The following is a 25,572-nucleotide window of genomic DNA, read 5'->3' as shown; positions in this document are numbered from 1 at the left end:
GCCTTGCAGCAATCAAGGGCCCGGCATACCCGAGCGGGAATATCGGTTATGGCACCGCCACGGTGGCGCGCACCGGCAGATGGTCGGACGCGCGGCGCGTCAGCACCGTGCGCACCACCTCGTAGGACGGGATGGTCAGCCCGTTGTTCACGTAGATGCGGTCGAGCCGCAGGGTGGGCATCCGCGCGTGGAAGCTGCGCGGGCTGGCCCAGTCGGGGAAGGCCTCGGCCAGCTTGCGCAGCCGGGGCGAGTTCGGCGCCCATTCGTTGAGGTCGCCCATGAACAGGGTCGGCAGGGCCGGCTGCTCCTCCAGCCGGTCCACGATGGCGCCGACCTGCCGCGCCCGCTCCCACGGGTCGAGGCCGAGATGGGCGACGATGATGCGCACCGGGCGCCCCTGCACCTCGACGATCACGTCGATGCCGCCGCGCGGCTCCCGCCGCCCGACGCTGAGGTCGATGGGTTCGCATTTCAGGACCGGCAGCCGGGTCAGGATGGCGTTGCCGTAATGGGCGTGGGCGTTGTGCTTGGTCGGGCCGGCGTGGGCCTTCAGGCCGGTGGCGCGTTCCAGGAAGGCGAACTGGTCCAGCCCGGATTCGCCGCGGTGATGCCAGCCGACCTCCTGGAGCCCGACCAGATCGACGTCCAGCTCCTTGATGACCTCGGCGATGCGGTCCGGCGCGAAGCGCGCGTCCAGCCCGACGCAGCTGTGGATGTTCCAGGTCGCCACGCGCAGCGGCGCCATGCCCTCCGGCACCGGGCCGCTGCGGCTGTCGACGCGGCGCTTCGGGCGGCGGACACGGGCGGCGCGCAGCGCGGAGGCGATCCGCTGCACACGCTCTCGGCTGAATCGGATCACCGCTGTTGGTCTCCCTTCGCTGTCTCTCCGGTGGTCGGCCCGGTGGTCGGCCCGGTTGTTGGCCGCCTTGCCCCCAGAGCCCGCACCAGCCGATTGCCGGCCCAGCCGAACCCCAGCGCCGTCACCGCCGCCAGACCCAGAAGAACCATGTCGGTGGGCGTCGGTTCCGTCAACACACGCTCAAGCTGGTGCCCGAGCAGGTTGAAGACAAGGATTCCCGGCGCCATCCCCAGGATCGTCCCGAACAGATAGTCGGGAAACCGGATGCGGGAAGCCCCCGCGACGAGGTTCACCACGGTGAAGGGTGCCACCGGCACCACCCGCAGCGCCGCCATGGCCAGCACGCCGCGCTCGCCGAGCGCGTCGCTGGCCCGTCGCACCACCGCGCCGCCGTAGCGCTCGATGGGGCGCCGGCCGGCGAGGCGGCCCACCCAGAACAGCGCCGCGGCGGAGGCCAGCACCCCGGCCAGCGCGGTCGGGAAGCCCACCCACGGCCCCAGCGCGATGGCCGTCGCCGCGATCAGCAGCAGCACCGGAAACAGCACGAAGCCCCCGGCGACATAGAGCAGGATCAGCCACAGCGGCCCGAAGGCCGATTGGCGCAACCGCTCGAACGCCCCCAGCACGGCGTCCAGGGTCGCCCAGTCGCGCAGCGGCGTGTGGTTCCACAATCCCCAGACTCCGCCGACCACCGCCAGGATGATCGCCAGCGCCAGCCAGTGGTGGCGCCGCGGAATGCGCGACGGCAGGACGCGCCACACGATGTCCGCAGCACCCACCGGACGTTCGGGGTCGAAGAGCATGGAGTCGGCGACGGCGGCGGCCAGCAGGCCGGGATCGGCGTCCTCCAGCGGTTCCAGCGTCCGCCCGCCGGGCCGGCGCAGCGTCTCCACCGTGCGGATGAGCGAGCCGGAGCGGCGCAACTCCGCCGTCACGCTTTCCGGTGCCACCCCCAGATGCTCGGCGATCAGGTCGTCGCGCACCCCGGCGATGGCCCGCCGGGCCTCACGCCCCTCCACGCGCCCGTGCGGCGCCTCCAGCGCCATGTCGCATTCGGTGTCCAGCCCCATCGACCGGTTGTTCAGGTTGGCCGACCCGATGCGCAGAAGCCGGTCGTCCACCACCATCACCTTGGCGTGGATGGTGATGCCGACACTGCCGGTCTTAACGCTGCCCGTATTCGCGATGTAGAAGCGGAAGCGCCCGTTCCGGTCGGCCTCGCGCAGTTCCTTCACCAGCCGGGCGCGGGCGCCGAGCATCACGGTGTTCTCCAGCCAGCTCGACGTGCGGGCGGAGTTGACGACGACCACCTCCGGCCCGTCCGGCTCGGCCAGCCGCGCCTTCAGCGCCTCGGCGACGGCGACCGAGGCGAAATACTGGCTTTCCATGTAGATGAAGCGCTCGGCCGCGGCGATGGCGGCGGCGTAGAGCGCCTCGACCTCCCGCACCTCGGCGCGCCCGTTGTAGTGGGGCTCGGTGCGGGCGATGCCGACCGGCATGCCCCTGAGCAGCGGGACGAGCTGTTGCGGCCAGGGGTCGGGGCTGTCCGGCCCGGCCCGGCGCGCCTTCAGCCGCAGCCGCCGGGGGCGCTTGCCGTCGGAAACGCCGCCGCCGCCACCAAGCACGTCCATGACGGGCGGCGACAGCACGCAGCCGGTGGCGCGGCGCCAGCGCTCGCGGAACAGGTCGCCCAGCGCGCGGGCGGCGTCGCCGTCCACCGCCATCATCACGTCGTGGAAGGGCTCGTAGGGGGTGCCGTCCGGCTGGCGGCGCAGCGGCTCGTCGGCGCGGTGGGCGCGGGTGTCCCAGCGGTTGGCGGTGATGTCCAGCCCGCCGCAGAAGGCCAGGCGGTCGTCGATCACCAGCATCTTCTGATGGTGGCAGGCCCCGGCGGGATGGTCGCCGTCCAGCCGGTACTGGAGGCGCGGATGGCTGAGCCAGCCGCGCAGGAACAGCGGCTGCGACCAGCGGGCCAGATCGAACAGCTCCGCAAAGTCCCACTTCAGCACATGGATGGTCAGGTCCGGGCGGGTCGCGGCCAGCCAGTTCAGCAGGTTGCCCAGCTTGTCGGGGCGGCGCGGGTGGCGCGCCTGCGGGGTCAGCCGGATGCGGGCGTCGAAGTCCCAGGCGGTCAGGTAGATGCTGCGCCGCGCCTGCCGCATTGCCGCCTTGGCGTGCGCGAAGTAATCCTCGGCATCGACGATGACCCCGACCCGCTCCGCCCGCTCCACCCGCCAGCAGGTGCGGCCCGGCACCAGCAGCGGGTCCGCGGCCCCACTGGAGAGTGCCCCGGAGAGCGCCCTGCTGAGCGTTGGGTCCGGCGGCGTGGGGAGGAGGGACGGCTGGTCGGGCATGGGACGCGGCTGGACCGGGGTTCCTGCGGGGATCGGCATCGGGGTTTCACATATGGTGCGTCCGGGACGGGCTGCGACCGGCCAGGAAGGCGAATGCCCGAACAACACCGCAGCCGCCCAACCCTCCCCGCACCCCGCCGAGAGGCGAAATTCCATTGCCCGACCGGCCGGGACCTGGGTACCGTCAGGAGGACTCCATTCGCGTCCGCCATTGTCGCATGACCCGCCTGTTGTGATCCGCTTGCCCGTCCCTCCATCGACTCCGATCGTCACGGCCGCCCGCTCCCGGCGGGGCCGATGCTGAGCCTCGTCCTGCGCCGGGTTCTGGCCGTGGTGCCGGCCCTGCTGGGCCTCGCGCTCGCCGCCGCCATGGTGGCCGCGCTGGCGGGACCCGGCTGGGCGCCGGCGTTGGGCGCCGTGCTGGCCGCCCTGCCGGCGACGCTGGCGCTGGTCCTGCCGGCGTTGGTCTTGGGGACCGGGCTCGGTGCCCTGTTCGGCGCCCTGGGCGGGGCGTTGGGCGCCGTCCTGGGCGGGGTGGGGCCGGCCATGCCGGGCTTTCTGCTGGCCGCGATCTTCGCCGCCACGCTGGCGAAGGCGCCCGTCCTGCTGGGCCTCGCCGCCCTCACCCTGCCCGCCGCCGCCCAAGCCGCGACGCTCGCCGGCCGGGCGCGGGCCGGGGCGGAGGACACGGTTCTGCTGGCGGCGCGCGGGCGGGGGATGGACGGCTCCGCCCTGCTGTGGCGGCTCGTACTGCCGCTGGGGCTGTCGGCGGCGATGGGCGGCCTGCGCAGCGCCGTGGCCGGAACGGTGACCGCGGCGGTGGCGGTGGAAAGCCTGTTCGGCCACACCGGTGCCGGACAACTGTTCGTCGAGGCGGCGCGCGCCGGGGACACCGGCATGGCCTTCGCCGCGCTCGCCGGGATGTGCGGCCTCACCGTGCTGCTGGGCGCCCTGGGCGGCGCGCTGCACGGCTTCATCGATCCACGCGCCCGGATGGCCTGATGCACGGACCCGCCGGCACCGAGTCCCGCACTGATCCACACTGGCGCGACGGCCCCTGGCAGAAGGCCGGGCAGCGGCTGACCGCGCACCGGCCCGCGGCGGCGGGGCTGACCGTTCTGGCCGCGCTGATGCTGGCGGTCGCGGCCGGCCTCGTCGCCGGGGGCGGTCCGGTGGGGGCGGCGCTGGCCGCCGGGCACCAGAGCCTGTCCTTCGCGCTGCTCGCCGGGCTTGGCGGGGCCGCCCTCGGCCTGCTCTGGGCCGCCGTCGCGGTGGCCCTGGGCGAGCGGGCAGAGCGGGCGATGATGGCGCCCGCCGCCGCCCTGACCGGCCTGCCCCTGGCGCTGGCCCTGCCACTGGCCGGCGGGCTGCTGGGTCCGGCGCGCGGGCTGGCGCCGATGGCCGTGGTGACCGCCCTGATCGCCGCTCCGGCGGTGGCCGTCATCGCACGGGACGAGCTGCGCGCCCTGCTGCGGCGGGAGTTCCTGAGCGCCGCCCAGGCCGCCGGGATTCCCAACGGGCGCCGGCTGCGCCGCCACATCCTGCCCAACGCCGTCCTGCCGCTCGCCGCGGCGGCCTGGACCGCCCTTCCCCGCGCCCTGATGGCGGAAAGCCTCGCCAGCCTGCTCGGCCTCGGCCTGCCGGCGGGGGTGACCGGCTGGGGAACCGCCATCGGCGCGGCGGCGCGGGCGGGCGACGCCGTGGCGCTGGCCGGGCCGGCGCTGCTGCTGGCGCTGACCCTGTGGGCGCTGCACGGGGTGGGCGACGGGATGCGGCTGGCCTTCGCCACGGCCTTCTCCACGACCGCGGGAGGGCGCCGGTGAGCGGAGCGGACGTGATCGGGCCGGACGACCGGTCGCCGCTGCGGGTGGAGGGGCTATCCCTCCTGACCAGCCGCGACATCCTGCTCGACCGGCTGAGCTTTGCCGTTGAGCCCGGCGAAGTGCTGGCCCTGTCGGGCGCCGCCGGGGCGGGCAAGACGCTGCTGCTGCGGGCACTGTCCGGGCTGGCCCCGAAGGGCGTCACGGTGCTGGGCGACATCCACATCCAAGGACGGCGCATCCTGGTCACCCAGGACGGCGCCCTGGACCCGCTTCGCACGATCGGCGCCCAGTTCACCGAACTGTTGGCCCACCAGTCCGGGATGGACGAGCGCACCGCCCTGCGCTGCGCCGCCGAGGCGCTGGAGCGCTTCCAGGTGCCCGCCGCCGCGCGCCGGCTGGCGCTCCACCCGCACGAACTGGGCGAGGCGATGCGCTGGCGGGCCGCGCTGGCGCTGGCCATGGCGGCGGAGCCGGCGCTGCTGCTCGCCGACGCCCCCGCCGCCGCGCTCGACCCCACCCAGCGCGTCCGCCTGCTGAGCGACCTCGCCGCCTGGACGCGGGAGGCCGGAACGGCGCTGCTGCTCGCCGGACGCCCGCAACCCGATCCAATCCAGGCCGATCCGGTTCCTTCCGGTCTGGCCGACCGCCGGCTGATCCTGGCTCAAGGTCGCCTGGAAGCGCCGGAGGAAGAACCCACCCCCGCCCCGCCCCCGGTGGAGCCGGCGCCCTCCGGCCCGCCCATCCTGTCGGTGCGCGACCTGCGTGTCGCCTTTCCGCTGGGGCGGAGCTGGCGCGGCGCGGAGCGCTGGCTGACCGTCGTGGACGGCCTGTCCATCGCGCTGGCCGAGGGCGAGACGCTGGCCCTGCTCGGCGAGACGGGCAGCGGCAAGTCGGTGCTGGCCCGCGCCATCCTTCGGCTGGTTCCGTCGGTCGGCGGTCAGGTGTCCTGGCTGGGGACCGACCTCGCCGCCGCCCCACCGGAGGCGATGCGCCGCGCACGGGGGGACCTGCAAATCCTCTTCCCCGATCCGCTGGCCGCCTTCGACCCGCTGATGACCATCGGCGCGCAGCTCGCCGAGACGCTGGAGTCGCTGCGGCCCCCCCGGTCCACCGCCCAATCCGCCGCCCAATCCGCCGCCCAATCCACTGCCGACCGCGCCGCGCGGCTGGCCGAGGCGCTGGAGGAGGTCGGTCTGCCCGCGGCGGTCCTCGACCTCCATCCCGGTTCGCTCCGTCCGGCGGAGGCGGCGCGCGCCGGGCTGGCCCGCGCCCTGCTGCCGGAGCCGCGCCTGCTGGTCTGCGACGAGCCGGCGGCAACGCTCGACGGGTCGGAGCGGGCGGACTTCCTGGCCCTGCTGCAGGCGATCCGCCGCCGCCGCCGGCTGGCCCTGCTCTACGCCACCCAGGACGCGGCGGAGGGCCTGCGGATCGCGCGGCGGGCGCTGGTGCTTCTGCTCGGCCGGATCGTCGAGTCGGCGGACAGCGTGGTTCTGGCCACCGGGGCGCGCCACCCCTACAGCCGCGCACTGATCGCGGCAGCCGGCCTGGACCGCCCGGCGCTGCACGGCGATCCGCCGTCGCCCCTGCGCCCGCCGACCGGCTGCCCCCTGCGGCTGCGCTGCCCGCTCGCCCATGACGGCTGCGCCCAGGTTCCCCCGACGCTCGACCCCGTGGCGCCGGGCCACCGAGTCGCCTGCCATGTCGCTCAGGACAGCGCCCAGGAGGATGGGAAAGCCCCTTAACCCCCTGTCCGGCGCCCGCCGACGCCTTGGGCGGGGCCGCAATTCCGTCCCAAAAAGGTCTGAAACTGCGCGGGTTGGCAAGGAGGCGGGCACGGGATAACGTCCCCGGCCTTCACGCCCGCATTGCTGAAATCACGGAAAAGGACAGGGATGCTTCGCGCACGCACCCGGTGGACGGTCCCTTGCATCGGCGCACTCGCCGTCCTTCTGCTGCTTCTCGCCGGCTTCGCCACGCCGTCGCTGGCCGCCGGCCCGGTTCCGGGGGCCGCCATGCCGGCCCCGGCCGCGGCGGCACCCGCGGAATCCGCCGCCTCGCCCGATCCGACGCCCGAGCAGATGCAGGCGATGATCACGACGCTGGAGGACCCGGCGGCCCGCGCCCGGCTGGTCGAGCAGTTGAAGGCGCTGGTCGCCGCGCAAAGGGGGCTGGAGCAGGCCAAGGCCGAGGAGGCCCCGGCGGCCAGCACCCTGCCCGAGACCATCGGGGCCAGCGCCCTGTCCTTCCTGGCCGAGCGCATGGACGTGCTGAGCCGCCAGCTCGTCCAGGTCGGCAACGTGTTCAAGGAGCTGCCCGGCGCCATCGAGTGGGCGAACCGGCAGATGGTCGACCCGACCGCCCGCGACCGCTGGGTGCAGATCGCCATCCAGCTGACGATGATCCTGACCGCCGGTCTGGCGGTCGAGCGCTTCGTCGGCTGGCTGCTCGCCCGCCCGCGCAACGCACTGGCCGCCCGCCGGGGCACCACGTTGCTGGTGCGCTTGCCGCTGCTGCTCGGCCGCGCGCTGCTGGAGCTGGCGCCCATCGCCGCCTTCATCGTCGTCGCCTACGCCATCCTGTCGGTCAGCGAGCCGGGGCCGCGCGTCCGGCTGGTCGCGCTGGCGGTCATCAACGCCACCGTCATCCTGCAGATCCTGCTGGTCGCCGCCCGCATCCTGATCTCGCCCTTCGCGCCCTCCCTGCGGATGGTGCGGATGGGCGACGCCAACGCGCTGCGCCTCTACCGCTGGGTCCGCCGGCTGGCCGCGGTCGGCGTCTACGGCTATTTCCTGGCGGAGGGCGCCTATGTGCTGGGCCTGCCGCTCGGCGCCTACGGCGCGCTCCTGAAGCTGCTGGGGCTGGCGATCGCCGGGATGCTGATCGCGCTGATCCTGCAGAACCGCCGCATCGTCGCCGACTGGATGCACGGCAACCCGCTGTCCGGCGACGGCGACCCGGCGGCCACCGCGGAGCGCGAGGCGGAGGGCCAGGGCGCCGTTCTGCGCTCCGCCCGCCGCCGCTTCGCCGACGTCTGGCACGTTCTGGCGATCATCTACGTGGTGGTGACCTTCGGCGTCTGGGTGCTGAACGTCTATGGCGGATTCGAGTATCTGGCCCGCGCCACCGGCACCACGATCCTGGTCGCGGTGATCGCCCGGCTGCTGGTCAACGGCATCAACCGCGGCCTGCGCCGGGGCCTGCGCATGGTTCCGGACAGCCAGGGCGCCCTGCCGCCGCTGAAGGACCGCGCCTCGCTCTACCTGCCTTTCCTGCACCGGGTGGTGAAGACGGTGATCTGGGTCGGCGCGGCGATGATGATCCTCTACGGCTGGGGCTTCGACACGCTGGCCTGGACGGACACGCGGCTGGGCCAGCGCATCCTGCGCAGCACGGTCACCATCGGCCTTCTGCTGGTCGGCTCCATCGTCGCCTGGGAGGTGGTGAGCGCGATGATCGAGCGCTTCCTCGCCTCCACCGACCGCAACGGCACGCGGATCGAGCGCAGCGCGCGGGTGCGCACCCTGCTGCCGCTGCTGCGCAACGCCTTCCTGGTGGTGCTGGTGACCATGGTGTCGCTGATCACCCTGTCGGAGCTGGGCGTCAACATCGCGCCGCTGCTGGCCGGTGCCGGTGTGGTCGGTCTGGCCGTCGGTTTCGGGTCGCAGACCCTGGTCAAGGACATCATCACCGGCCTGTTCATCCTGTTCGAGGACAGCATCTCCATCGGCGACGTGGTGGATGTGGGCGGCGGCCATTCCGGCGTGGTCGAGGCCATCTCCATCCGCTCCATCCGGCTGCGCGACGGGTCGGGCGCCATCCACACCGTGCCCTTCAACTCGGTCAGCACCGTCAAGAACATGTCGAAGGACTTCTCCTACGCCCTGTTCGAGGTGCGGGTGGCCTACCGCGAGGACCCCGACCGCGTGATCGAGTTGCTGAAGGAGATCGGCACGAGCCTGCAAACCGACGCGCTGTTCGCGCCCGACATCATGGCGCCGCTGGAGGTGATGGGCCTGGACAAGTTCCAGCCCGACTCGACCCAGCTGATCACCGCGCGCTTCAAGACCCGCCCGACCCGGCAGTGGGGTGTGTCGCGCGAGTTCAACCGGCGCATGAGGAAGCGCTTCGAGGAACTGGGTGTGGAGGTGCCGACCGGCTCCATGCAGCTCATCGTCGGCGGGAACCATCCCGACCGGGCGCTGGCCGAGGCGCTCAGCCAAGGCTCTTGAAAAAGGCCGGGGCTCGTAAAAAGGCCAAGGCTCGTAAAAAAGAACGGTGCGGCCGGGGGCTGGTCTACGCCTCCGGCCCGCCGCGCTCCAGAACCGCAACGAAGGCGTCGACGACGCGCGGGTCGAAATGCCGGCCCGACTCGGCGCGGATCAGATCGACCACCGCCGCCGGTTCCCAGGCCTCCTTGTAGGGGCGGCGGTGCAGCAGGGCGTCGTAGACGTCGGCGACCGCCACGATGCGGCCCGACAGCGGGATGGCATCACCCGCCAACCCGTGGGGATAGCCGCTGCCGTCGAACTTCTCGTGGTGGCTCTCGGCGATCTCCGCTCCCATCGTCAGATAGCTGCGACCGCCGACCGGGCCGGAGGCGTCGCGCAGGATGCGTCCGCCGATGGCGGCGTGCTCGCGCATCTGGACCATCTCCTCGGGGTCCAGCTTGCCGGGCTTGCGCAGGATTCGGTCGGGGATGGCGACCTTGCCGACGTCGTGCAGCATGCTGGCCAGCCCGATCAGCTCGCAGAAAAGGTCGTCCGCCGCGCCGCCGCAAGCGCCCCGCGCCTGGAGTTCCCGCGCGATGGCGGTGGCCCAGCGGCCGATGCGCCGGACATGCTCACCGGTGACCTCGTCCTTGTATTCGGCCAGCTTGCCCAGGGCGTGCACCGTGGCGATCTGGGCGAGGCGGAGCTGTTCGTAGAGGGCCACGTTGTCGAACCCGACCGACATCCGGGAGCAGAAAATCTCCAGCAGCCGACGCTCGACGTCGGGCAGGCCGCCATGCCCGCCGATGAACAGCGCGCCGGGGCCAGGGCTCCGGGTCTGGAACGGCGCGACGCTGTGGTCGTCGCGGTGCAGGCTGCGGCCCCACGCCAGGGCGGCGGCGATGTCGGCGCAGGCCGCGTCCGGCAACACGGCGCTGACCGGCCGGCCCGCGGCGGCGGCGAAGACGCCGGTTCCGCACAGAACCTCCGCCTCCCGCGGCCGGCCTTCCGGCTCCGGGCTTTCCGGATTTGGGCTTTCCGGATTCAGGCCGGCCGGCACCGCGCACAGGAAGGCGCCGGCCGCCCGCGGCAGCAAGGCGGCGACCCGCTCCACCACGCCGACGGCGAAGCGGTCCATGGAGCGCTGCTCGAACAGGGTTCCGGCGGCGTCGACGATCGTCTCCAGCCCCTGCCGGTTCCGTTCGATCGCGTCGATGTGCTGGTAGGAGCGCAGGGCGGCCACCGTGGTGGTGAACAGCTTCTGGGCGGTCAGCTCGCTCTTGGCCTTGTAGTCGTTGATGTCGTAGCTGACGATCACCTGCCGTTCCGGCGCCTGTCCGGGCTGTCCGGTGCGCAGGATGATGCGGACCCGCCGGTTGCCCAGAACCTCCCGGATGTGGTGGACCAGCCGCAGGCCGGCGTCCTCCGTCTCCATCACCACGTCCAGCAGGACGGCGGCGATGTCGGGATGATCGTTCAGGATCGCCCGCGCATCGCCCCCCGAATGGGCGGACAGGAACTGCAGGCGCCTCCCGTCGAAGGTCACGTCGTTCAGCACCACGCGGGTGATCGCGTGCACCTCCGGGTCGTCGTCGACGATCAGCAGCTTCCAGGGAGCGGCGGCGGGGCCGGACGTCGCGGACGACGGGTCCGGAGCGTCCTCGTCGGCGAACAGCAGGTCGTCGTCCTCGTCCTGGCCCCAGCCCTGGATGTCCGACATCGCCGCTCCCCGCCCCGCTCTGCCAAGCTGCATGGCTACAATTCGATTCTCTTTTTCAACGTTTGATGCGGTTCATGTCAACCGCCCCGGCGATTCCGCACACGCGACTGCAGGCGGAGGGAGGCTGCGACGTCTTGTCGTCCCCCGTTCCGGCTACCGCCAAAGCGCCCACCCCGGCGCGTGTGGAGGGGTTGCGGCCCGCCCCGAACGGGTGATCATCGGGAGAAAGGCGTGAGGCGAAAAACCGAGGCTGAATAACCGAGGCTGAAAAACAACGCGAGAACGACGGGGGCAGGGCATGATACCGGACGCTTGGGACATCGAGTTACGCGAAGGGGCCATCGGCGTGGCCCGCCATCTGATCGAAACCGGCTGCGTCCGATACGATCCGGACCATCTTTGCCGCCACGGATCGGGGCTGGTCAGCCCGGTCCATCTGGAAGGGCGGCGGCTGTTCTCCTACCCCGCGGTGCGCGACGAGGTGCTCGACTTCGCGCTGCGGATGATCGAACAGGAGATCGGCGACGGCGAACTGGACGCCATCGCCGCCGCCGAGGGGGCCGGCGTGCCCTGGGCCGCGCTGATCGCCGACCGGATGGAGCTTCCCCTCGTCTTCGTGCGCAAGGAGGCGCCGGAGGGCCAGCAGGATTACAAGCACCGGATCGAAGGGCGGGTGGAGCCGGGCTGGCGCATGCTCCTGGTCGAGCAGATCGCCGCCGACGGCCACCGCAAGGCCCGCTTCGCCCAGCCTCTGAAAGAGGCGGGCTGCGACGTGCGCGACCTGTTCGTGCTGTTCCAGTACGGGATCTTCGACGAGATCCAGGAGCATCTGGCCCCGCTGGGCATCACGATGCACGCGCTGGCGACTTGGTGGGACGTGCTGGAGGTGGCGAACCGCGGCCATTACCTGGACAGGAAGGCCCAGGGCGAAATCCACGCCTTTCTGCACGACCCCAAGCGCTGGACCGCGGAGCATCAGGGCAGCCGGAAAAGCGAGAAGGCGGCCTGAGGCGGGGCGTGCCCCTCTCCCACGCCAAGCGGGAGAGGGGGAAGACCGTCACTGCCCGGCGATGCGGACCCACTGATGGCCGGCGCGGGCGGTCTCGCCACAGCGGGCGGCCAGGACGGCGGCGGCGTAGGGCACCGCCAGCAGAAGCTGGAGCCCGGCCCAGGACAGCGCTTCCCAGTTCGGGCTGGTCCACACCACCTCGTGCAGGGCCTCCATGAAGGGAAGCTGCCCGTAGATCAGCGACTCCATCGGCACCACGCCTTCCGCCAGCACGGTCAGCAGCGCGCCGAGCAGCAGCAGGACGGCCAGCGCCGTCTCAAGCGGCAGGAGGCGGACGGCGCCGCACAGGCCGCCCGCCGGAGTATCGGCCACCGGCACGGCGGGGCGGAACAGCCCGCCGATGCCCCAGGCGGCCAGCGCCCCCGTGCCCTCCGGACGCCGCGTCGCGCGCATGGCGCCGAGCGCCAGCAGGCCGAGCGCCGGCAGGGCGAAGTACCAGTTGGGGAAGTCGCGGTAGCGCCCGTCGAACACGATCAGGAAGCTCCAGACGATCCCCAGCAGGGCGAGGACCACGGCGGCGGCCTTGCCCACCGTCTCCAGCCGCGACAGCGCCGGACGGCCGCGCAGCGGCGCCAGCGGCTCCAGCGCCAGCCCGCCGCTGCCCAGCGCGCGCCGGGCGGCCAGCAGAACGGTCATCGACAGGACGGCGGTGGCGGTCAGCATGACGACGGACAGCGCCACGTCCTGCGGGTAGTGCTTGCCGTGCAGGGCGCCCCAGACGGCGTGGACGAACAGGGTGGACAGCGCCTGCGTCAGGAAGGCCAGGGCGGCGAAGGCCCCGGCGGTCAGCGGACGGCCCCGCAGGGTCAGCCCGGCGACCAGAAGCAGCGCGAGGCCGGAGGAGACGCCGAACAGCATCGGCCATTGGCGATTCTCCACCACCGGCCCGGCCAGGGCGAACTTCGCCTGACGGTCGGCGGTGTAGAGACCCCAGTGACCGCCCACCGTGCCCTCCAGCTTGGCCTTCCAGCCCTGGTCGAAGGCCTCGATCACGTTGTAATCGAAGCCCTCCTGCTCGGCGAGGCGGACGAAGCCGTTGACGAACTTGGCCTTGTTGACCAGCCCGGTGACCGCGGCGCCGCGCGACCGGCCCTCCGTCGGCCAGCCGGTTTCGCCGACCAGGATCGGCTTGCCGGGGAAGCGCTGGGCGATCGTGCGGTAGCTGCCGCGGATGCGCTCCATGGCGCCGGCCACGTCGGTCGGCACGTCCTCCCAATAGGGCAGCAGGTGGATGGTCAGGTAATCGACGTGATCCGCGATCTGCGGATACTTCAGCCACCATTCCCAGACGTCGGCGTAGGACACCGGCTGCTTCACCGCCGCCTTCACGCGGTCGATGTAGCCGGCCACCTGCTCCGGCGTCAGTTCGCGGCGCAGCAGCACCTCGTTGCCGACGATCACGCGGGTGATGACGTCCGGGTAGCGGTTGGCGAGGTCGATGAGCGAGGCGACCTCCTTCTCGTTCTTGTCCAGCCGCGACGACAGCCACGCCCCCATGGTGACCTGCATGCCGTGGCGGCGCGCCAGCTCCGGCACCACCTCCAGCCCTTCCAGCGAGGTGTAGGTGCGCACCCCAGCCACCTGCGGGGCAAGCGCCGCCAGATCCTCGTCGATCTGCTCCACACTGGGGAAGGTCTGCGTCAGCGGACTCTGCCCGTCGCGGAAGGGCGCGAAGGACACGCTTTTCAGCTTGCCGCCGGGCGGCGGGTCGAGCGGCACCGGCTGGTTCGGCAGCGACCAGACGGCAAAATTCGCGAGGCCGGCCACGAGCAGCACGGCGAGGATCGTGATGAGGCGCATGGAGGGGATGTCTACACCAAATACGGGATCGGCAAAACGATCTGGCGAAAAGGAAAACGGGCGCGCCCCCGGAAGGGAGGCGCGCCCGTCAAGGACCGGTCGGACCCGACCGGGCCGACTGGTGTTGATGACGTGCCATCGTCACGACCCATCAACGAACCACGGCCCGCTTTATTCCAGCGATTCCGCTCAGCGTTCCACAAAAGCCTTTTCGATCACGTAATGACCGGGTTCGCCGTTGTGGCCCATGGAGAAGCCCAGCTCGTTCATGATGCCGCTGGTCTCGTCCAGCATGGCCGGACTGCCGCAGATCATCACGCGGTCGACCTCGCGGTCGAAGGGGGCCAGCCCGATGTCGGAGAACAGCTTGCCGTTGCGGATCAGGTCGGTGATGCGGCCCTCGTTGCGGAAGGGCTCGCGCGTCACCGTCGGGTAATAGATCAGCTTCTGCGCCACGTCCTCCCCGAAGAACTCGTTCTCCGGCAGGACGGTGTTGATGATGTCGGCGTACGCCAGCTCGCCCACCGTACGCGTCGTGTGGGTCAGGATCACCTTGTCGAACCGGGCGTACATCTCCGGGTCCTTGATGATGCTGAGGAACGGGGCGAGGCCCGTGCCGGTGCTGAGCAGGTACAGGTTGCGGCCGGGCAGCAGGTTGTCGGTGACCAGCGTGCCCGTCGCCTTGCGGTTGACCAGCAGCGTGTCGCCTTCCTTGAGGTGCTGGAGGCGCGAAGTCAGCGGGCCGTCCTGCACCTTGATCGAGAAGAACTCCAGCGTCTCCTCGTAGCTGGCGCTGACCAGGCTGTACGCGCGCAGCAGCGGCCGGCCGTTCACCTCCAGGCCGATCATGGTGAACTGTCCGGGATCGAAACGGAACGAGGGATCGCGCGTGGTGGTGAAGCTGAACAGCGTGTCCGTCCAGTGGTGAACGCGCAGGACGCGCTCATGAATCAGATTGCTCATGGAATCCGCAGGTCCGTTTCGGTGACCGGCATGCCGTGGCCGGTGTCGTTTCAGAAGCCAAGCCGTGCCGCATTGCAGCACACTTCTTTAACAACAAATTCGTCAACAGACCACTAATTTATACCAACAATTTTGTTGTGGCTTTTCGCTTACCACAAGACGGTATTGCAGAATAAGCGGCCCTACTCTCCTGCCGGCGGGGCGAAGAGATAAGGTGACAAACCGCGCAGATTCTCGTCCACGATCAGGCGATGGTTCAGCGGCGGGAAGGCGCGCTGCGAGCAGTCCAGCCGTGGACAGAGCCGGCAATTCACACCGATGGGCGTCGCCGCCTCGGTGTTTTCGAGATCCACACCGTCCGCATAGGTGATCTGCGCCGCGTGCTGGAGATCGCAGCCCAGCGCGATGGCGAATTGCTGCGGTGGGCTGCGGAAGCCGCCGCCGGCCTTCACCACCGTCCGGGCGATGGAGAAGTAGGTGGTGCCGTCGGGCATCTGGGCCAGCTGGCTGTGGATCTTTCCCGGCGTGCGGAAGGCCTCGTAGACGATCCAGCGGGCGCAGCCGCCGCCGAAGCGCGCCAGATGGAAGCCGGCGCCGGAAAAGCGCTTGGAGACGTTGCCGGCGCTGTCCACCCGCATCAGGAAGAAGGGAACCCCCTTCGCCCCCGGCCGCTGCAGCGTGGTCAGCCGCTGGCAGACCTGCTCGAACGAGGCATCGAACCGGCGCCGCAATATTTCGATATCGTATCGAACCTGATTGGCCGCTTCCCAGAAGCGGGCGTAGGGCATCACCACCGCCGCCGCGAAATAGTTGGCGAGACCGATGCGGGCCAAGCGCCGCGCCTCGTCGCCGGTCAGGCCGGACGACTCGACGATCCGGTTCAGCAGGTCGCGGTGGCGCAGCAGGGCGATCTGGCAGGCGAGCTGGAAGTTCCGCCCGGACGGTGCCAGCATCTCCGACAGCAGGATACGCCGCCCATGCCGGTCGAACCGGCGCACCGCATAGCCCATGATGTCGGACGGCAACAGCCGGACGCGGACGCTGTGGTTGTTCAGCAGATAGTCGGTCAGGCCACGGTAGAGGTCGCCCTTCTCCAGCCGGCCCTCCTGCCACAGCTCCTCCGCCGCCGCCTCAAGCTCGGCGAAGTGGTTGGAATGGGCCTGGAACAGGTCGCGCACCTCGTCCTGCGGGAAGGAGGAGGTCTGGACCAGATGCAGCTTCTCGCGGTCGGCCACCCGTTCCGACAGGGTCTGCAGGTCGTCGCGGCTGGTGCGGAAGGCGCGGTAGAGCGCCACCACCGCCTGCCCCAGCGTCGGGGCGACCGCCGCCAGCTCGCGGAAATCCTGGTTCTTGATGTCGGAGCCGTCGAACAGCGGGTCGGCGAAGACCTCGCGCAGGCCGGCGACGAGGCGGCTTTCCTCGTCCTCGGCGAAGCTCTGCAGGTCCACCCCGAACTGCTGGCCCAACTTCAGCAGCAGCGGCACGGTGACCGGGCGCTGGTTGTGCTCGATCAGGTTCAGGTAGCTGGGGGAGATGCCCAGCTGTTCGGCCATCTGGGCCTGGGTCAGCCCATGGTCGCGGCGCAGCCGACGCACCTTCGGACCCAGCATCGCCTTCTTGTCCATGACCGCCCCAAACTCCAGCTGAGCAGATTTACAATATTTACTGATTTACAGAGCTTTTCGGACGGCAGTTTACAAACAGACCCTTTTACAAACAAGGCCATGTTGCAAGGCAGCGAAGAGCGTTTTAGTTGTTTTGTCAGGGCAGCGCTCAAAAGCAGCGCAACGGTGACGAAAAGAAGGAAAACGACCATGTCGCTCGATGAAAAGACCAAGGCCGCTCTCCGCGCCGCGCGCTTCGAAGGCATCAAGCGCGATTACACCCAGGACGACGTGAAGCGCCTCAGCGGCTCGGTCAAGATCGAGTACACGCTGGCCGAGATGGGCGCCCAGCGCCTGTGGGAGCTGCTGAACACCGAGCCGTACATCAACACGCTGGGCGCCCTGACCGGCAACCAGGCGATGCAGGCGGTGAAGGCCGGCCTGAAGGCCATCTACCTGTCGGGCTGGCAGGTCGCTGGCGACGCCAACCTGGCCGGCCAGATGTACCCGGACCAGAGCCTGTACCCGGCCAACTCGGTGCCGGCGGTGGTCGAGCGCATCAACAACACCTTCAAGCGCGCCGACGAGATCCAGACCGCCGAGGGCAAGGGCGACACCTACTGGTTCGCGCCGATCATCGCGGATGCCGAGGCCGGCTTCGGCGGCCCGCTGAACGTCTTCGAGCTGATGAAGGCAATGATCAAGGCCGGCGCCTCGGGCGTCCACTTCGAGGACCAGCTCGCTTCGGAAAAGAAGTGCGGCCATCTCGGCGGCAAGGTGCTGATCCCCACGCAGCAGCACATCCGCACGCTGAACGCCGCCCGTCTGGCCGCCGATACCATGGGCACCTCGACCATCGTGCTCTGCCGCACCGACGCGGAGTCCGCGCAGCTCATCACCTCCGACGTTGACGAGCGCGACCATCCCTTCATCGACTTCGACGCCGGCCGCACCTCGGAAGGCTTCTTCCGCCTGAAGAAGGGCACGGGCGTCGAGCATTGCATCGCCCGCGGCCTGTCCTACGCCCCCTACTCCGACCTGCTGTGGTGGGAAACCTCCCGCCCGAACCTGGAGGAGGCCAAGCGCTTCGCCGAGGCGATCCGCAAGGAGTTCCCGAACAAGCTGCTGGCCTACAACTGCTCGCCGAGCTTCAACTGGAAGGCCAACCTGGACGAGGCGGACATCGCCAAGTTCCAGCGCGAGATCGGCGCCATGGGCTACAAGTTCCAGTTCGTGACGCTGGCCGGCTTCCACAGCCTGAACTACTCGGCCTTCAAGCTGGCCAAGGGCTACGCGGCGCGCGGCATGGCCGCCTACTCGGAGCTGCAGGAGGCGGAATTCGCGGCGGAGGCCGAAGGCTACACCGCGACCAAGCACCAGCGCGAGGTCGGCACCGGCTACTTCGACGCGGTCGCCACGGCGATCTCGGGCGGCCAGTCCTCCACCACCGCCTACAAGGACTCCACCGAGGCCGATCAGTTCCATTGATCCAACAGCAGGGCGCGTCCGGTTCCATCCGCCGGACGCGCCCGCCTCGAACGAGACAGCACTTTGCCCCCGCAAAGTGTGAAAGGGTCATACGGCCGCCCATCGCGGCAGCCTCCCCGGCTCGGGCCGTATGACCGGTTTGCGCCGATCCTCGGACGGTTGGCTTCGGCCCACCGCCCCGGTGACCGGTGGTTCCCGATCCGGTGTGCGAGCCGGATCTCTTCGAACGGCTGACGCTATTGACTTCGAACGGCTGGGGGCGACCTCCGGCCGTTTTTTTTGCGCCCCTCCTTTGTCACAGCCGCGCCATGACGGCATGGCTGACCTGCGCCATGCCAACCGCCACAATCGGGAAATCGTGATTAAGTCTTGAGCGCGACCGCGAAATTGCCGTGTCGGTTGCCCTGTCCGATGGTGGGGAAGCTGCGTTGCACTGCGGAATAAGCCATTGACTTGGGACCTCGTTGCCGCCACTTGTGTTCCATGCTCACCACAAACCGATCAGGGGCGTAACTGCCCCCCCGCCGGACCTCACATGACGAGGACCGGCTGCGGGTTCCATCGCCGCGCAAGGTCTTGCGCGGCGTGCGTCGTTTCTTTTCCCCGACGGCGCATTCCCCGATGATGGCCCGCGCACACTGGTTGAACGATGAAAGGACAAGACAGTATGGATCAACCCCTCGCAGGAAAGAGCATTGCCATTCTCGTCGCCAACGGCTTTGAGGAACTGGAGATGACGGAGCCGCAACGGGCTCTCCTCAAGACCGGCGCTACTCTTCGTACGATTTCCCCCGAACAGGGTCTGGTGAACGGCTGGCACGGCAAGTCCTGGGGCCATTACTTCCCGGTGGACAAGCAGGTCGGTGAGGTTCTGGGGGCCGATTACGACATGCTGCTGCTGCCGGGTGGCGAGCGCAGCGTCACCAAGCTCCAGCAGAGCGCGCACACCCGCCGCATCGTCGGCCACTTCCTGGACGCCGGCAAGCCGATCGCCGCGATCGACCAGGGCATCCAGCTGCTGGCCATCCCGGGCAAGCTGAAGGGCCGCACGCTGGCCGCCCCCGAGGCCGTCCGCGCCGAGCTGGAAGCCGCCGGCGGCAAGATCAGCGACGAGGCCCTGGTGGTGGACAACGTGACCATCACGGCGCTGGGCCATGATGAGCTGGCCGCCTTCGTCGAGCAGATCGTCAAGGTCTTCTCCGAGGCCGCCGCTGTCCGCAAGGCCGCCTGAGGCCAAGCCAGAGCGCCTCGACAGGCTGCCCGTTCTTCCTGCGGGTTTCGTCTTGTGAGTTCACGGCCGCCGCGCCTTCAGCGCGCGCGGCCGTTGCGCGTTTCAGGGGGCGCGTTTCAGGGCGTATCGTTTCCAGACTTCAGAGCCGCTGCGTCCTCCCGCCGACCCGGCAGGGCGGGAAGGTCAGGCGGACGGTCGTCCCGGCCCCGAGCCGGCTGTCGATGTGGAACGTTCCGCCGTGCAGCGCGATCAGCGCGCGCGTCAGCGGCAGGCCCAGGCCGGAGCCGCGCTCCGCCACCCGGTCGCGGCCTTGGTTATGGCCCGGATTGTGGCCATGCACCTGCCCGAAGGCGTCCAGCGCCACCGGGATTTGCTCGGGCCGCATGCCGATGCCGTTGTCGGCGATCGTCAGCGCGATGCCCCCGTCCTCCGTCAGCTCCCCGCGCACCCGCACACGCCCGTCCTTGGCAGGGGCGAACTTGATGGCGTTGCCGATCAGGTTGGTCAGCATCTGGCGGATCTGCGAGGCATCGCCGTGCAGGCTGGGCAAATCGTCCGGAATCTCCATGCACAGCGCGACCGCCGCCTCGCACGCCCGCGGCTGCATCATGCCGAAGGTCAGATCGACCAGCAGCGACAGGTTGCAGGCCTCCTCGTGCAGGTCCATCCGCCCCGCCTCGATCCGCGCGAGGTCGAGCAGGTTGTTGATGAGATCCAGCATATAGACGCCGGCCGCCGCGATCTGCCCGGCGTATTCGCGGTAGCGCGGGTTGTTCGGCCCCATCATCTCGTCATGGATGATCTGGGCAAAGCCGAGCACGGCGTTCAACGGCGTGCGCAGTTCGTGACTCAGATGGTGGACATAGTCGGACTTGCGCTGGTTGGCCTGTTCGGCCTCGTCGCGGGCGACGCTCAGTTCCGCCTCGCGGGCCTTCAGGTCGGTGATGTCGGCACGGATGCCGACGGTCCCGCCTTCGTGGGTCCGCCACTCCTCGATGCGAATCCAGCGCCCGTCGTGGAGCTGCACCTCCATGGGACCGCCGGCGCTGCGGTGCTGCTCGATGCGTCGCGCGATCCAGCCGTCCAGGTCGCCGTCCGGCACCTGATAGACGCCCCGCTCCACCCCGCTGCGCAACACCTCCTCGAACCGGGCCCCCGGCGTGATGAGGTCGGTGTTGGCGGAAAACAACTCCCGATAGCGTCCGTTGCACAGCACCAGCCGGTCCTGGGCGTCGTACAGCACGAAGCCCTCGGTGATGCATTCGATGGCGTCGGACAGCAGATGGTGGGCGCGCCGGGCCGCGCTTTCCGCCTGCACCCGCTCCGTGACGTTGCGGATGCTGCACATCACGCGGTCGCTGTCGGGCAGCGCGACCAGCCGCGCCTCGAAGGACTTGATGCCCCCCGTCGGTCCGGTCCCAATCTGCCCGGCCCCCGTCTGGCCAGGAGGCGGTGGCAGCGAGAAGTCCAGGCCGATGACCGTCTGCCCCTCGTTCAGCCGCCCGAGCGCCGCGGCCAGCAGGCCGGCGGCGGGCTCGGGCAGCACCTCCTGCACCCGGTGCGCCAGGAAGCGTTCGGCGGGGACGTTCAGGTCGCCGGGGCTGGCGGCGGCGAAGTCGAGGATGGTGCCGTCGCGCAGCAGTTCGAAACGGATGTCGGGATAGGCGTAGGACAGCGCGATGAGCTGCTCGTTCAGCCGCATCATCTCCTGCCGGGCGCCGCTGTCGGCGGGGGCTTCCGCCAGGATCAGCCCGCTCGGACGCGGCGCCGGAGCCAGCCGGAGATCCACCTCCAGCGGCAGGGTCAGGGGGGCGTGGATGGTCGCCCGCGCTTCCACCGTCCGCCCTGCGGCGGCCTGCTGCAGCGCGGCGGGGAACCGGCTGGACAGGCTGACCCGGACGGCGGCGGCGGGCGCGGCGGGCTCCAGGCCGATCAGCGCGCGGGCGGCGCCGTTCAGCCACAGGGTCAGGCCATCGGGATGGAGCAGCCACAGCGGCGTGGCAAGCGCGTCCAACCATTGCAATCCGGCCATATACTCCGGAGCCATATCCAGCTCGTCCCTCTCCAGCCGAGCCCTTCCCAGCCCAGAGGGCGCCGCATCGGTTTGCGGGGCGATGGGCAGGGCGGTGGTCATGGGCGGCAACATGGCATGTGATGCATAGCGGACATGCTATCAGAGCAAGACAGGGCGTGAACAGGGGCAGGGCGACCGTCCGAACCGTCTATTTCCGGTCCAAGCGTGGAAAACGGGACGGAAGGGTAGCGGACCAGCCTTTCGCACCGCAAGAAGCTGCGGGATCGGCGCTGACACCGGCGCCCATCCATGCATAAATCCGTACCGCTCACCAGAGACATCGCTGCCGATCCACCCCTTCGGAAGACCGCCATGGCCGACGAGACTCCTCAAGATGGCCCGCAGGACGTGCCGCAGGACGGCCAGATCCGCGACAAGCTGATCGCCACCAAGGAGCAATGGGCGCGGGAGGGCCGGGGCCTGACCGGGGAGACCGCCGACCCGGCGCGCGACCGCCTGCCGCCGGGCCAGCGCTTGGTGGAGACCTGGCCGGTGCTCGATCTCGGCATCGTTCCGCGGGTGAGCGAGGCGAACTGGACCCTGGCGGTGGACGGGCTGGTCGACACTCCCGTCATCTGGAGCTGGGCGGACCTGCAGGCCCAGCCGCGGGAGCGCGTCGTCTCCGACATCCACTGCGTCACCACATGGTCGCGCTACGACAACCAGTGGGAGGGCGTGTCGACGCGGCACCTGCTGTCGGTCGTCCGGCCGCGGCCGGAGGCGCGCTTCGTCCTCTGCCACTCCTCGGACGGCTACACCACCAACCTGCCGCTGGACGCCTTCGCGGCGGAGGATGCGCTGCTCGCCACCGGCTGGGAAGGCCAGCCGATCAGCCGCGACCATGGCGGCCCGGTCCGAGTCGTCGTGCCGAAGCTCTATTTCTGGAAAAGCGCCAAGTGGGTGAAGCGAATCGAGTTCCTGGCGGAGGACCGCCGCGGCTATTGGGAGGTCCGCGGCTATCACAATGACGCCGACCCCTGGCGGGAAGAACGCTACAGCGAGTAGCCCGCAAAGGCACCCGCCATTCCGGTCCAGAAACAATCCCGGCAACAGTCGGCGCCAAGGGATTCCCGGTCGCCGAGCAAGAATTGGTCGGACCAATCCATGGCGCGACTTGGAAAAATCGTGACGTCTTCCGTTCGATTTGCGCCAGATCATTCCCCTGTTCCGCAATGCTGACGTAGCCGTACGGGCGTCGGGCGACTCACATTCGGACGCAAGGGATTAACCAATGACAGTGGACTCGGTCACGATTGCCCTGGTGGGCAGCGGTGGCGCCGGCGCGATGACCGCCGGACAGATGCTGCTGGATGCCGCCGCCAACGTGGGATGGTACGGATTGATGTCGCGGTCCACCGGCCCGCAGATCCGTGGCGGTGAAGCCGCCGCCCTCGTTCGCCTGTCGCCGACACCCGTTCACGGTCCGGGAGACCGTTTCGACATCATCATCGCCTTCGACTGGCAGAATGTGGAGCGCTTCGCGGCCGAGCTTCCGCTGTCGGAGAAGAGCGTCATCATCACCGACCCCAGCCAGGGCGAGGTGCCCGCGGTCCTGGCCGCCAGCGGCGCCAAACAGGTCGAGCTGCCGATCAAGGAGCTGGCCGGGCGCATCCCCGGCGGGCGCGTCAACATGGTCGGGCTGGGCGCCGTCGCGGCGATCGTCGGCCTGCCGCGCGCCGGCATCGACGCGGTGATCCAGAAGGCGCTGGGCAAGAAGGGCGACGCCGCCATCCAGGCGTCCAACGCCGGCATCGACGCCGGGTCCAGGGAGGCCGCCGGCTGGAGCCTCGGCCTGGAGCTGGCCGCCCCCAACAAGGAGGGCGCCACCCGCTGGAACATCTCCGGCAACGAGGCCGCCGGGCTGGGCGCGCTGAAGGGCGGGGTGAAGTTCTGCGCCGCCTACCCGATCACGCCGGCGACCGAGATCCTGGAATGGCTGGCCCCCAACCTCGCCAAGACCGGCGGCAAGCTGGTCCAGGCGGAGGATGAGCTGGCCTCCATCGCCATGTGCCTGGGCGCCTCCTTCAGCGGCGTGCCCTCGATCACCGCGACCGCCGGCCCCGGCCTGTCGCTGATGACCGAGTGCATCGGCCTCGGCGTCGCCTCCGAAACCCCGGTGGTGATCGTCGACGTGCAGCGCGGCGGCCCGTCCACCGGCATCCCGACCAAGTCCGAACAGTCCGACCTGAACATCGCCGTCTACGGCCTGCACGGCGACGCCCCGCATCTGGTGGTCGGCCCGACCTCCATCGGCGACTGCCTGTTCACCACCCAGTGGGCGGTGCATCTGGCCGAGGCGCTGCAGACCCCGGCCATCGTGCTGTCCGATCAGGCGATGGGCCAGTCCCGCGCCATCGTCGACAAGCCGGCCGACGCCCCCCACAAGGCGAACCGCCTGCTGGCGACCGATCTCGGCGGCGAAGGCAAGTACCTGCGCTACGCCAACACCGAGTCCGGCGTCTCCCCCGCCGCCATCCCCGGCATGCCGGGCGGCGAGCACACCGCCGACGGGCTGGAGCATGCGGAGAACGCCCTGCCCTCCTCGCAGGCGTCCGACCACCAGAAGCAGCTCGACAAGCGCCTGCGCAAGCTGACCTCCTACGACTACGGCGACGCCTGGGCCGACATCGAGGGCGAGGGCGAGATCGCCGTCGTCACCTGGGGCTCCGCCACCGGCCCGTCGCGCGAGGCGGTGCGCCGGCTGGAGGCCGCCGGCACCAAGGCCCGGCTGGTCGCCATCCGCCTGATCTCCCCGGTCCAGCCGGCCAAGCTGGCCGCGGCGCTGGACGGCGTCTCTAAGGTGCTGGTCGTCGAGCAGACGCACGGCGCCCAGTTCCACAAGTTCCTCCGCGGGCATTACGACCTGCCGGGCGCGGTGTCGGTGTTCAGCCGCCCCGGCCCGCTGCCGATCCGCGCCCGTGAGGTTCACGAGACGCTTCTTTCCCTGATCTGACCGGCCGGAGCACGAAATCCATGGATACCCATCTGACCGACGATGTCGTGGGCCCGCTGCCCGGCGACTACAAGTCCGACGTGAAGCCCATCTGGTGCCCCGGCTGCGGCGACTATTCCGTGCTGGCCGGCATCACCCGCGCCATGGCGAACATGGGGCTGGAGCGCCACGACACCGTCGTTGTGTCGGGCATCGGCTGCTCGTCGCGCATCCCCGCCTACACCAGCGTCTACGGCTACCACACGGTGCACGGCCGCTCGCTGGCCGTGGCGTCCGGCGTGAAGCTGGCCCGGCCGGAGCTGAACGTGCTGATCTTCGGCGGCGACGGCGACGGCTTCTCGATCGGCGGCAACCACTTCCTGCACGCCTGCCGCCGCAACGTCGACATGACCTACATCGTCATGGACAACCAGGTCTACGGCATGACCAAGGGTCAGGCCTCGCCGACCACCGAGGCCGACTGGTGCGAGTCGAAGCTGACCCCGGAAGGGCCGGGCGTCAACCCGATCCAACCGGTCGCCCTGGCGCTGGCCTGCGGCGCGAACTTCGTCGCCCGCGGCTTCTCCAACAACCCGAACGAGGTCGCCCGCCTGATCGTGGAAGGCGTGAAGCACCCCGGCTTCTCGGTCATCCACATCCTGTCTCCCTGCGTCACCTTCCGCCCCGAGCAGCGCGGCTGGAAGAGCACGGTCCACCCCTACGGCCGCGAGCCGACGGACGACCCGAACGAGGCGATGCGCGCCGTCCTCGAGGACGACGGGTTCGGCCTCGGCATCTTCCTCGCCGGCAACCGCCGTCCGTTCCAGCCGGAATCGACGGCCACCCACAGCATCGCCCAGATCGAAGAGGGGTTCGCGGTATGAAGACGAAAGTGCTGAACGGGGCCGCCAACGTCGGTCTGTTCCTGGCCCATGCGCTGGCGCTGGAGATCGAGGCGGCGGAGCGCTACACCGAGTTGGCCGACAGCATGGAGTCCCACAACAATGTGGAGGTCGCCAAGCTGTTCCGCGATCTGTCCACCTACTCGGCCAAACACGCCGAGGAGGTGAAGCAGATCGCCAGGGAGCATGGCGCGCTGCCCAAGGTCGCCCCCTGGGAGTTCCAGTGGGACGCCACCACCGAGTCGCCGGAAGCCGCGGCCTTCGAGAACGCCCACTATCTGATGAAGCCGCACCACGCGCTGAAGATGGCGCTGCTGAGCGAGCATCAGGGCAACAACTATTACGCCTCGGTCGCCGCCGAGACGAAGGACCCGGAGGTCGCCCGCCTCGCCCGCGAGTTCGCGGAGGAGGAGGCCGGCCACGTCGCCCTGGTCCGCAAGTGGCTGGAGCGCTATCCGGCCCCGAAGGACGACTGGTCGGACGATCCCGACCCGCCCAACATCTCCGACTGAGACGTCTGAGCGTGGGGCGGAACGCCTTGCGGT

The 25,572-nt window shown here is 70.1% G+C and carries 18 protein-coding genes; 11 read left to right on the top strand and 7 right to left on the bottom strand.

From position 1 onward, the window contains the following. Window positions 1–46: 46 nt before the first annotated feature. A complete protein-coding gene (locus JJL56_RS09205) occupies window positions 47–859 on the bottom strand; it encodes an endonuclease/exonuclease/phosphatase family protein (protein WP_186452789.1) in 813 nt (270 codons plus the stop codon). Further along, window positions 856–3,252, bottom strand: coding sequence for a VTT domain-containing protein (locus JJL56_RS09200; RefSeq protein ID WP_200484953.1), 2,397 nt, complete (start codon window positions 3,250–3,252; stop codon window positions 856–858). Before JJL56_RS09200 ends, JJL56_RS09205 begins: the two co-directional genes overlap by 4 nt. 258 nt (window positions 3,253–3,510) lie before the next feature. On the opposite strand from JJL56_RS09200, the gene JJL56_RS09195 reads away from it, so the two are divergent. The 4 genes from JJL56_RS09195 (at window position 3,511) to JJL56_RS09180 (ending at window position 9,265) form a co-directional block, all read left to right on the top strand. Further along, entirely contained in the window at window positions 3,511–4,215 is a 705-nt protein-coding gene (locus JJL56_RS09195; RefSeq protein ID WP_200484952.1) for an ABC transporter permease subunit, read from the top strand. Continuing rightward, entirely contained in the window at window positions 4,215–5,036 is an 822-nt protein-coding gene (locus tag JJL56_RS09190; protein WP_200484951.1) for an ABC transporter permease subunit, read from the top strand. Before JJL56_RS09195 ends, JJL56_RS09190 begins: the two co-directional genes overlap by 1 nt. After that, window positions 5,033–6,778 (top strand): oligopeptide/dipeptide ABC transporter ATP-binding protein, encoded by a 1,746-nt coding sequence (locus tag JJL56_RS09185; RefSeq protein WP_345772556.1) that lies wholly within the window; start codon window positions 5,033–5,035, stop codon window positions 6,776–6,778. Before JJL56_RS09190 ends, JJL56_RS09185 begins: the two co-directional genes overlap by 4 nt. Window positions 6,779–6,928: 150 nt before the next feature. Beyond that, window positions 6,929–9,265 carry a mechanosensitive ion channel domain-containing protein gene (locus tag JJL56_RS09180; RefSeq protein ID WP_145623289.1) on the top strand — a complete coding sequence of 779 codons (2,337 nt, stop codon included), beginning with the start codon at window positions 6,929–6,931 and terminating at the stop codon, window positions 9,263–9,265. Between the two features lie 64 nt (window positions 9,266–9,329). Here the strand turns inward: JJL56_RS09180 and JJL56_RS09175 are convergent, their stop codons facing one another. Beyond that, complete coding sequence (locus JJL56_RS09175; protein WP_247890979.1) at window positions 9,330–10,997, bottom strand: response regulator; 1,668 nt, start codon at window positions 10,995–10,997, stop codon at window positions 9,330–9,332. 265 nt (window positions 10,998–11,262) lie between these two features. On the opposite strand from JJL56_RS09175, the gene JJL56_RS09170 reads away from it, so the two are divergent. Beyond that, window positions 11,263–11,973 (top strand): orotate phosphoribosyltransferase, encoded by a 711-nt coding sequence (locus JJL56_RS09170; RefSeq protein ID WP_200484950.1) that lies wholly within the window; start codon window positions 11,263–11,265, stop codon window positions 11,971–11,973. 48 nt (window positions 11,974–12,021) lie between these two features. Here JJL56_RS09170 and JJL56_RS09165 read toward each other — a convergent pair whose 3' ends face one another. The 3 genes from JJL56_RS09165 to JJL56_RS09155 form a co-directional block, all read right to left on the bottom strand. Next, window positions 12,022–13,833, bottom strand: coding sequence for a glycoside hydrolase family 17 protein (locus JJL56_RS09165; RefSeq protein ID WP_200484949.1), 1,812 nt, complete (start codon window positions 13,831–13,833; stop codon window positions 12,022–12,024). 189 nt (window positions 13,834–14,022) lie between these two features. Continuing rightward, window positions 14,023–14,796 (bottom strand): ferredoxin--NADP reductase, encoded by a 774-nt coding sequence (locus tag JJL56_RS09160; protein ID WP_145623286.1) that lies wholly within the window; start codon window positions 14,794–14,796, stop codon window positions 14,023–14,025. Window positions 14,797–14,978: 182 nt separating this feature from the next. Next, the gene (locus tag JJL56_RS09155) at window positions 14,979–16,421 is read right to left on the bottom strand and encodes a helix-turn-helix domain-containing protein (protein WP_200484948.1); all 1,443 of its coding nucleotides are present in this window, start codon (window positions 16,419–16,421) and stop codon (window positions 14,979–14,981) included. 189 nt (window positions 16,422–16,610) lie between these two features. Here JJL56_RS09155 and aceA point away from each other — a divergent pair, with 189 nt between their 5' ends. Continuing rightward, complete coding sequence (gene aceA, locus JJL56_RS09150) at window positions 16,611–17,888, top strand: isocitrate lyase (protein WP_145623284.1); 1,278 nt, start codon at window positions 16,611–16,613, stop codon at window positions 17,886–17,888. A gap of 667 nt (window positions 17,889–18,555) precedes the next feature. After that, complete coding sequence (locus JJL56_RS09145) at window positions 18,556–19,119, top strand: DJ-1/PfpI family protein (RefSeq protein ID WP_145623283.1); 564 nt, start codon at window positions 18,556–18,558, stop codon at window positions 19,117–19,119. A 139-nt stretch (window positions 19,120–19,258) separates the two neighbouring features. On the opposite strand, the gene JJL56_RS33020 is transcribed toward JJL56_RS09145, so the two are convergent. Next, on the bottom strand, window positions 19,259–21,166 hold the full coding sequence (locus JJL56_RS33020) for a PAS domain-containing sensor histidine kinase (protein WP_247890978.1): 1,908 nt from the start codon (window positions 21,164–21,166) through the stop codon (window positions 19,259–19,261). Between the two features lie 339 nt (window positions 21,167–21,505). On the opposite strand from JJL56_RS33020, the gene JJL56_RS09135 reads away from it, so the two are divergent. From JJL56_RS09135 to JJL56_RS09120, 4 genes are all read left to right on the top strand, one after another. Then, on the top strand, window positions 21,506–22,198 hold the full coding sequence (locus JJL56_RS09135) for a sulfite oxidase-like oxidoreductase (protein ID WP_200484947.1): 693 nt from the start codon (window positions 21,506–21,508) through the stop codon (window positions 22,196–22,198). A 226-nt stretch (window positions 22,199–22,424) separates the two neighbouring features. After that, complete coding sequence (locus JJL56_RS09130) at window positions 22,425–24,146, top strand: 2-oxoacid:acceptor oxidoreductase subunit alpha (RefSeq protein WP_145623280.1); 1,722 nt, start codon at window positions 22,425–22,427, stop codon at window positions 24,144–24,146. 20 nt (window positions 24,147–24,166) lie between these two features. After that, entirely contained in the window at window positions 24,167–25,009 is an 843-nt protein-coding gene (locus tag JJL56_RS09125) for a 2-oxoacid:ferredoxin oxidoreductase subunit beta (protein ID WP_145623279.1), read from the top strand. Further along, window positions 25,006–25,539, top strand: coding sequence for a ferritin-like domain-containing protein (locus JJL56_RS09120; protein WP_200484946.1), 534 nt, complete (start codon window positions 25,006–25,008; stop codon window positions 25,537–25,539). The genes JJL56_RS09125 and JJL56_RS09120 overlap by 4 nt, the downstream gene beginning before the upstream one ends. Window positions 25,540–25,572 lie beyond the last annotated feature (33 nt).

It is taken from the genome of Azospirillum aestuarii, from assembly GCF_016632405.1.
In the GTDB taxonomy this organism is placed as follows: Bacteria; Pseudomonadota; Alphaproteobacteria; order Azospirillales; family Azospirillaceae; genus Azospirillum; species Azospirillum aestuarii.
Note: the sequence above shows the minus strand (reverse complement) of the source record. Positions and strands in the feature narration are given on the sequence as shown.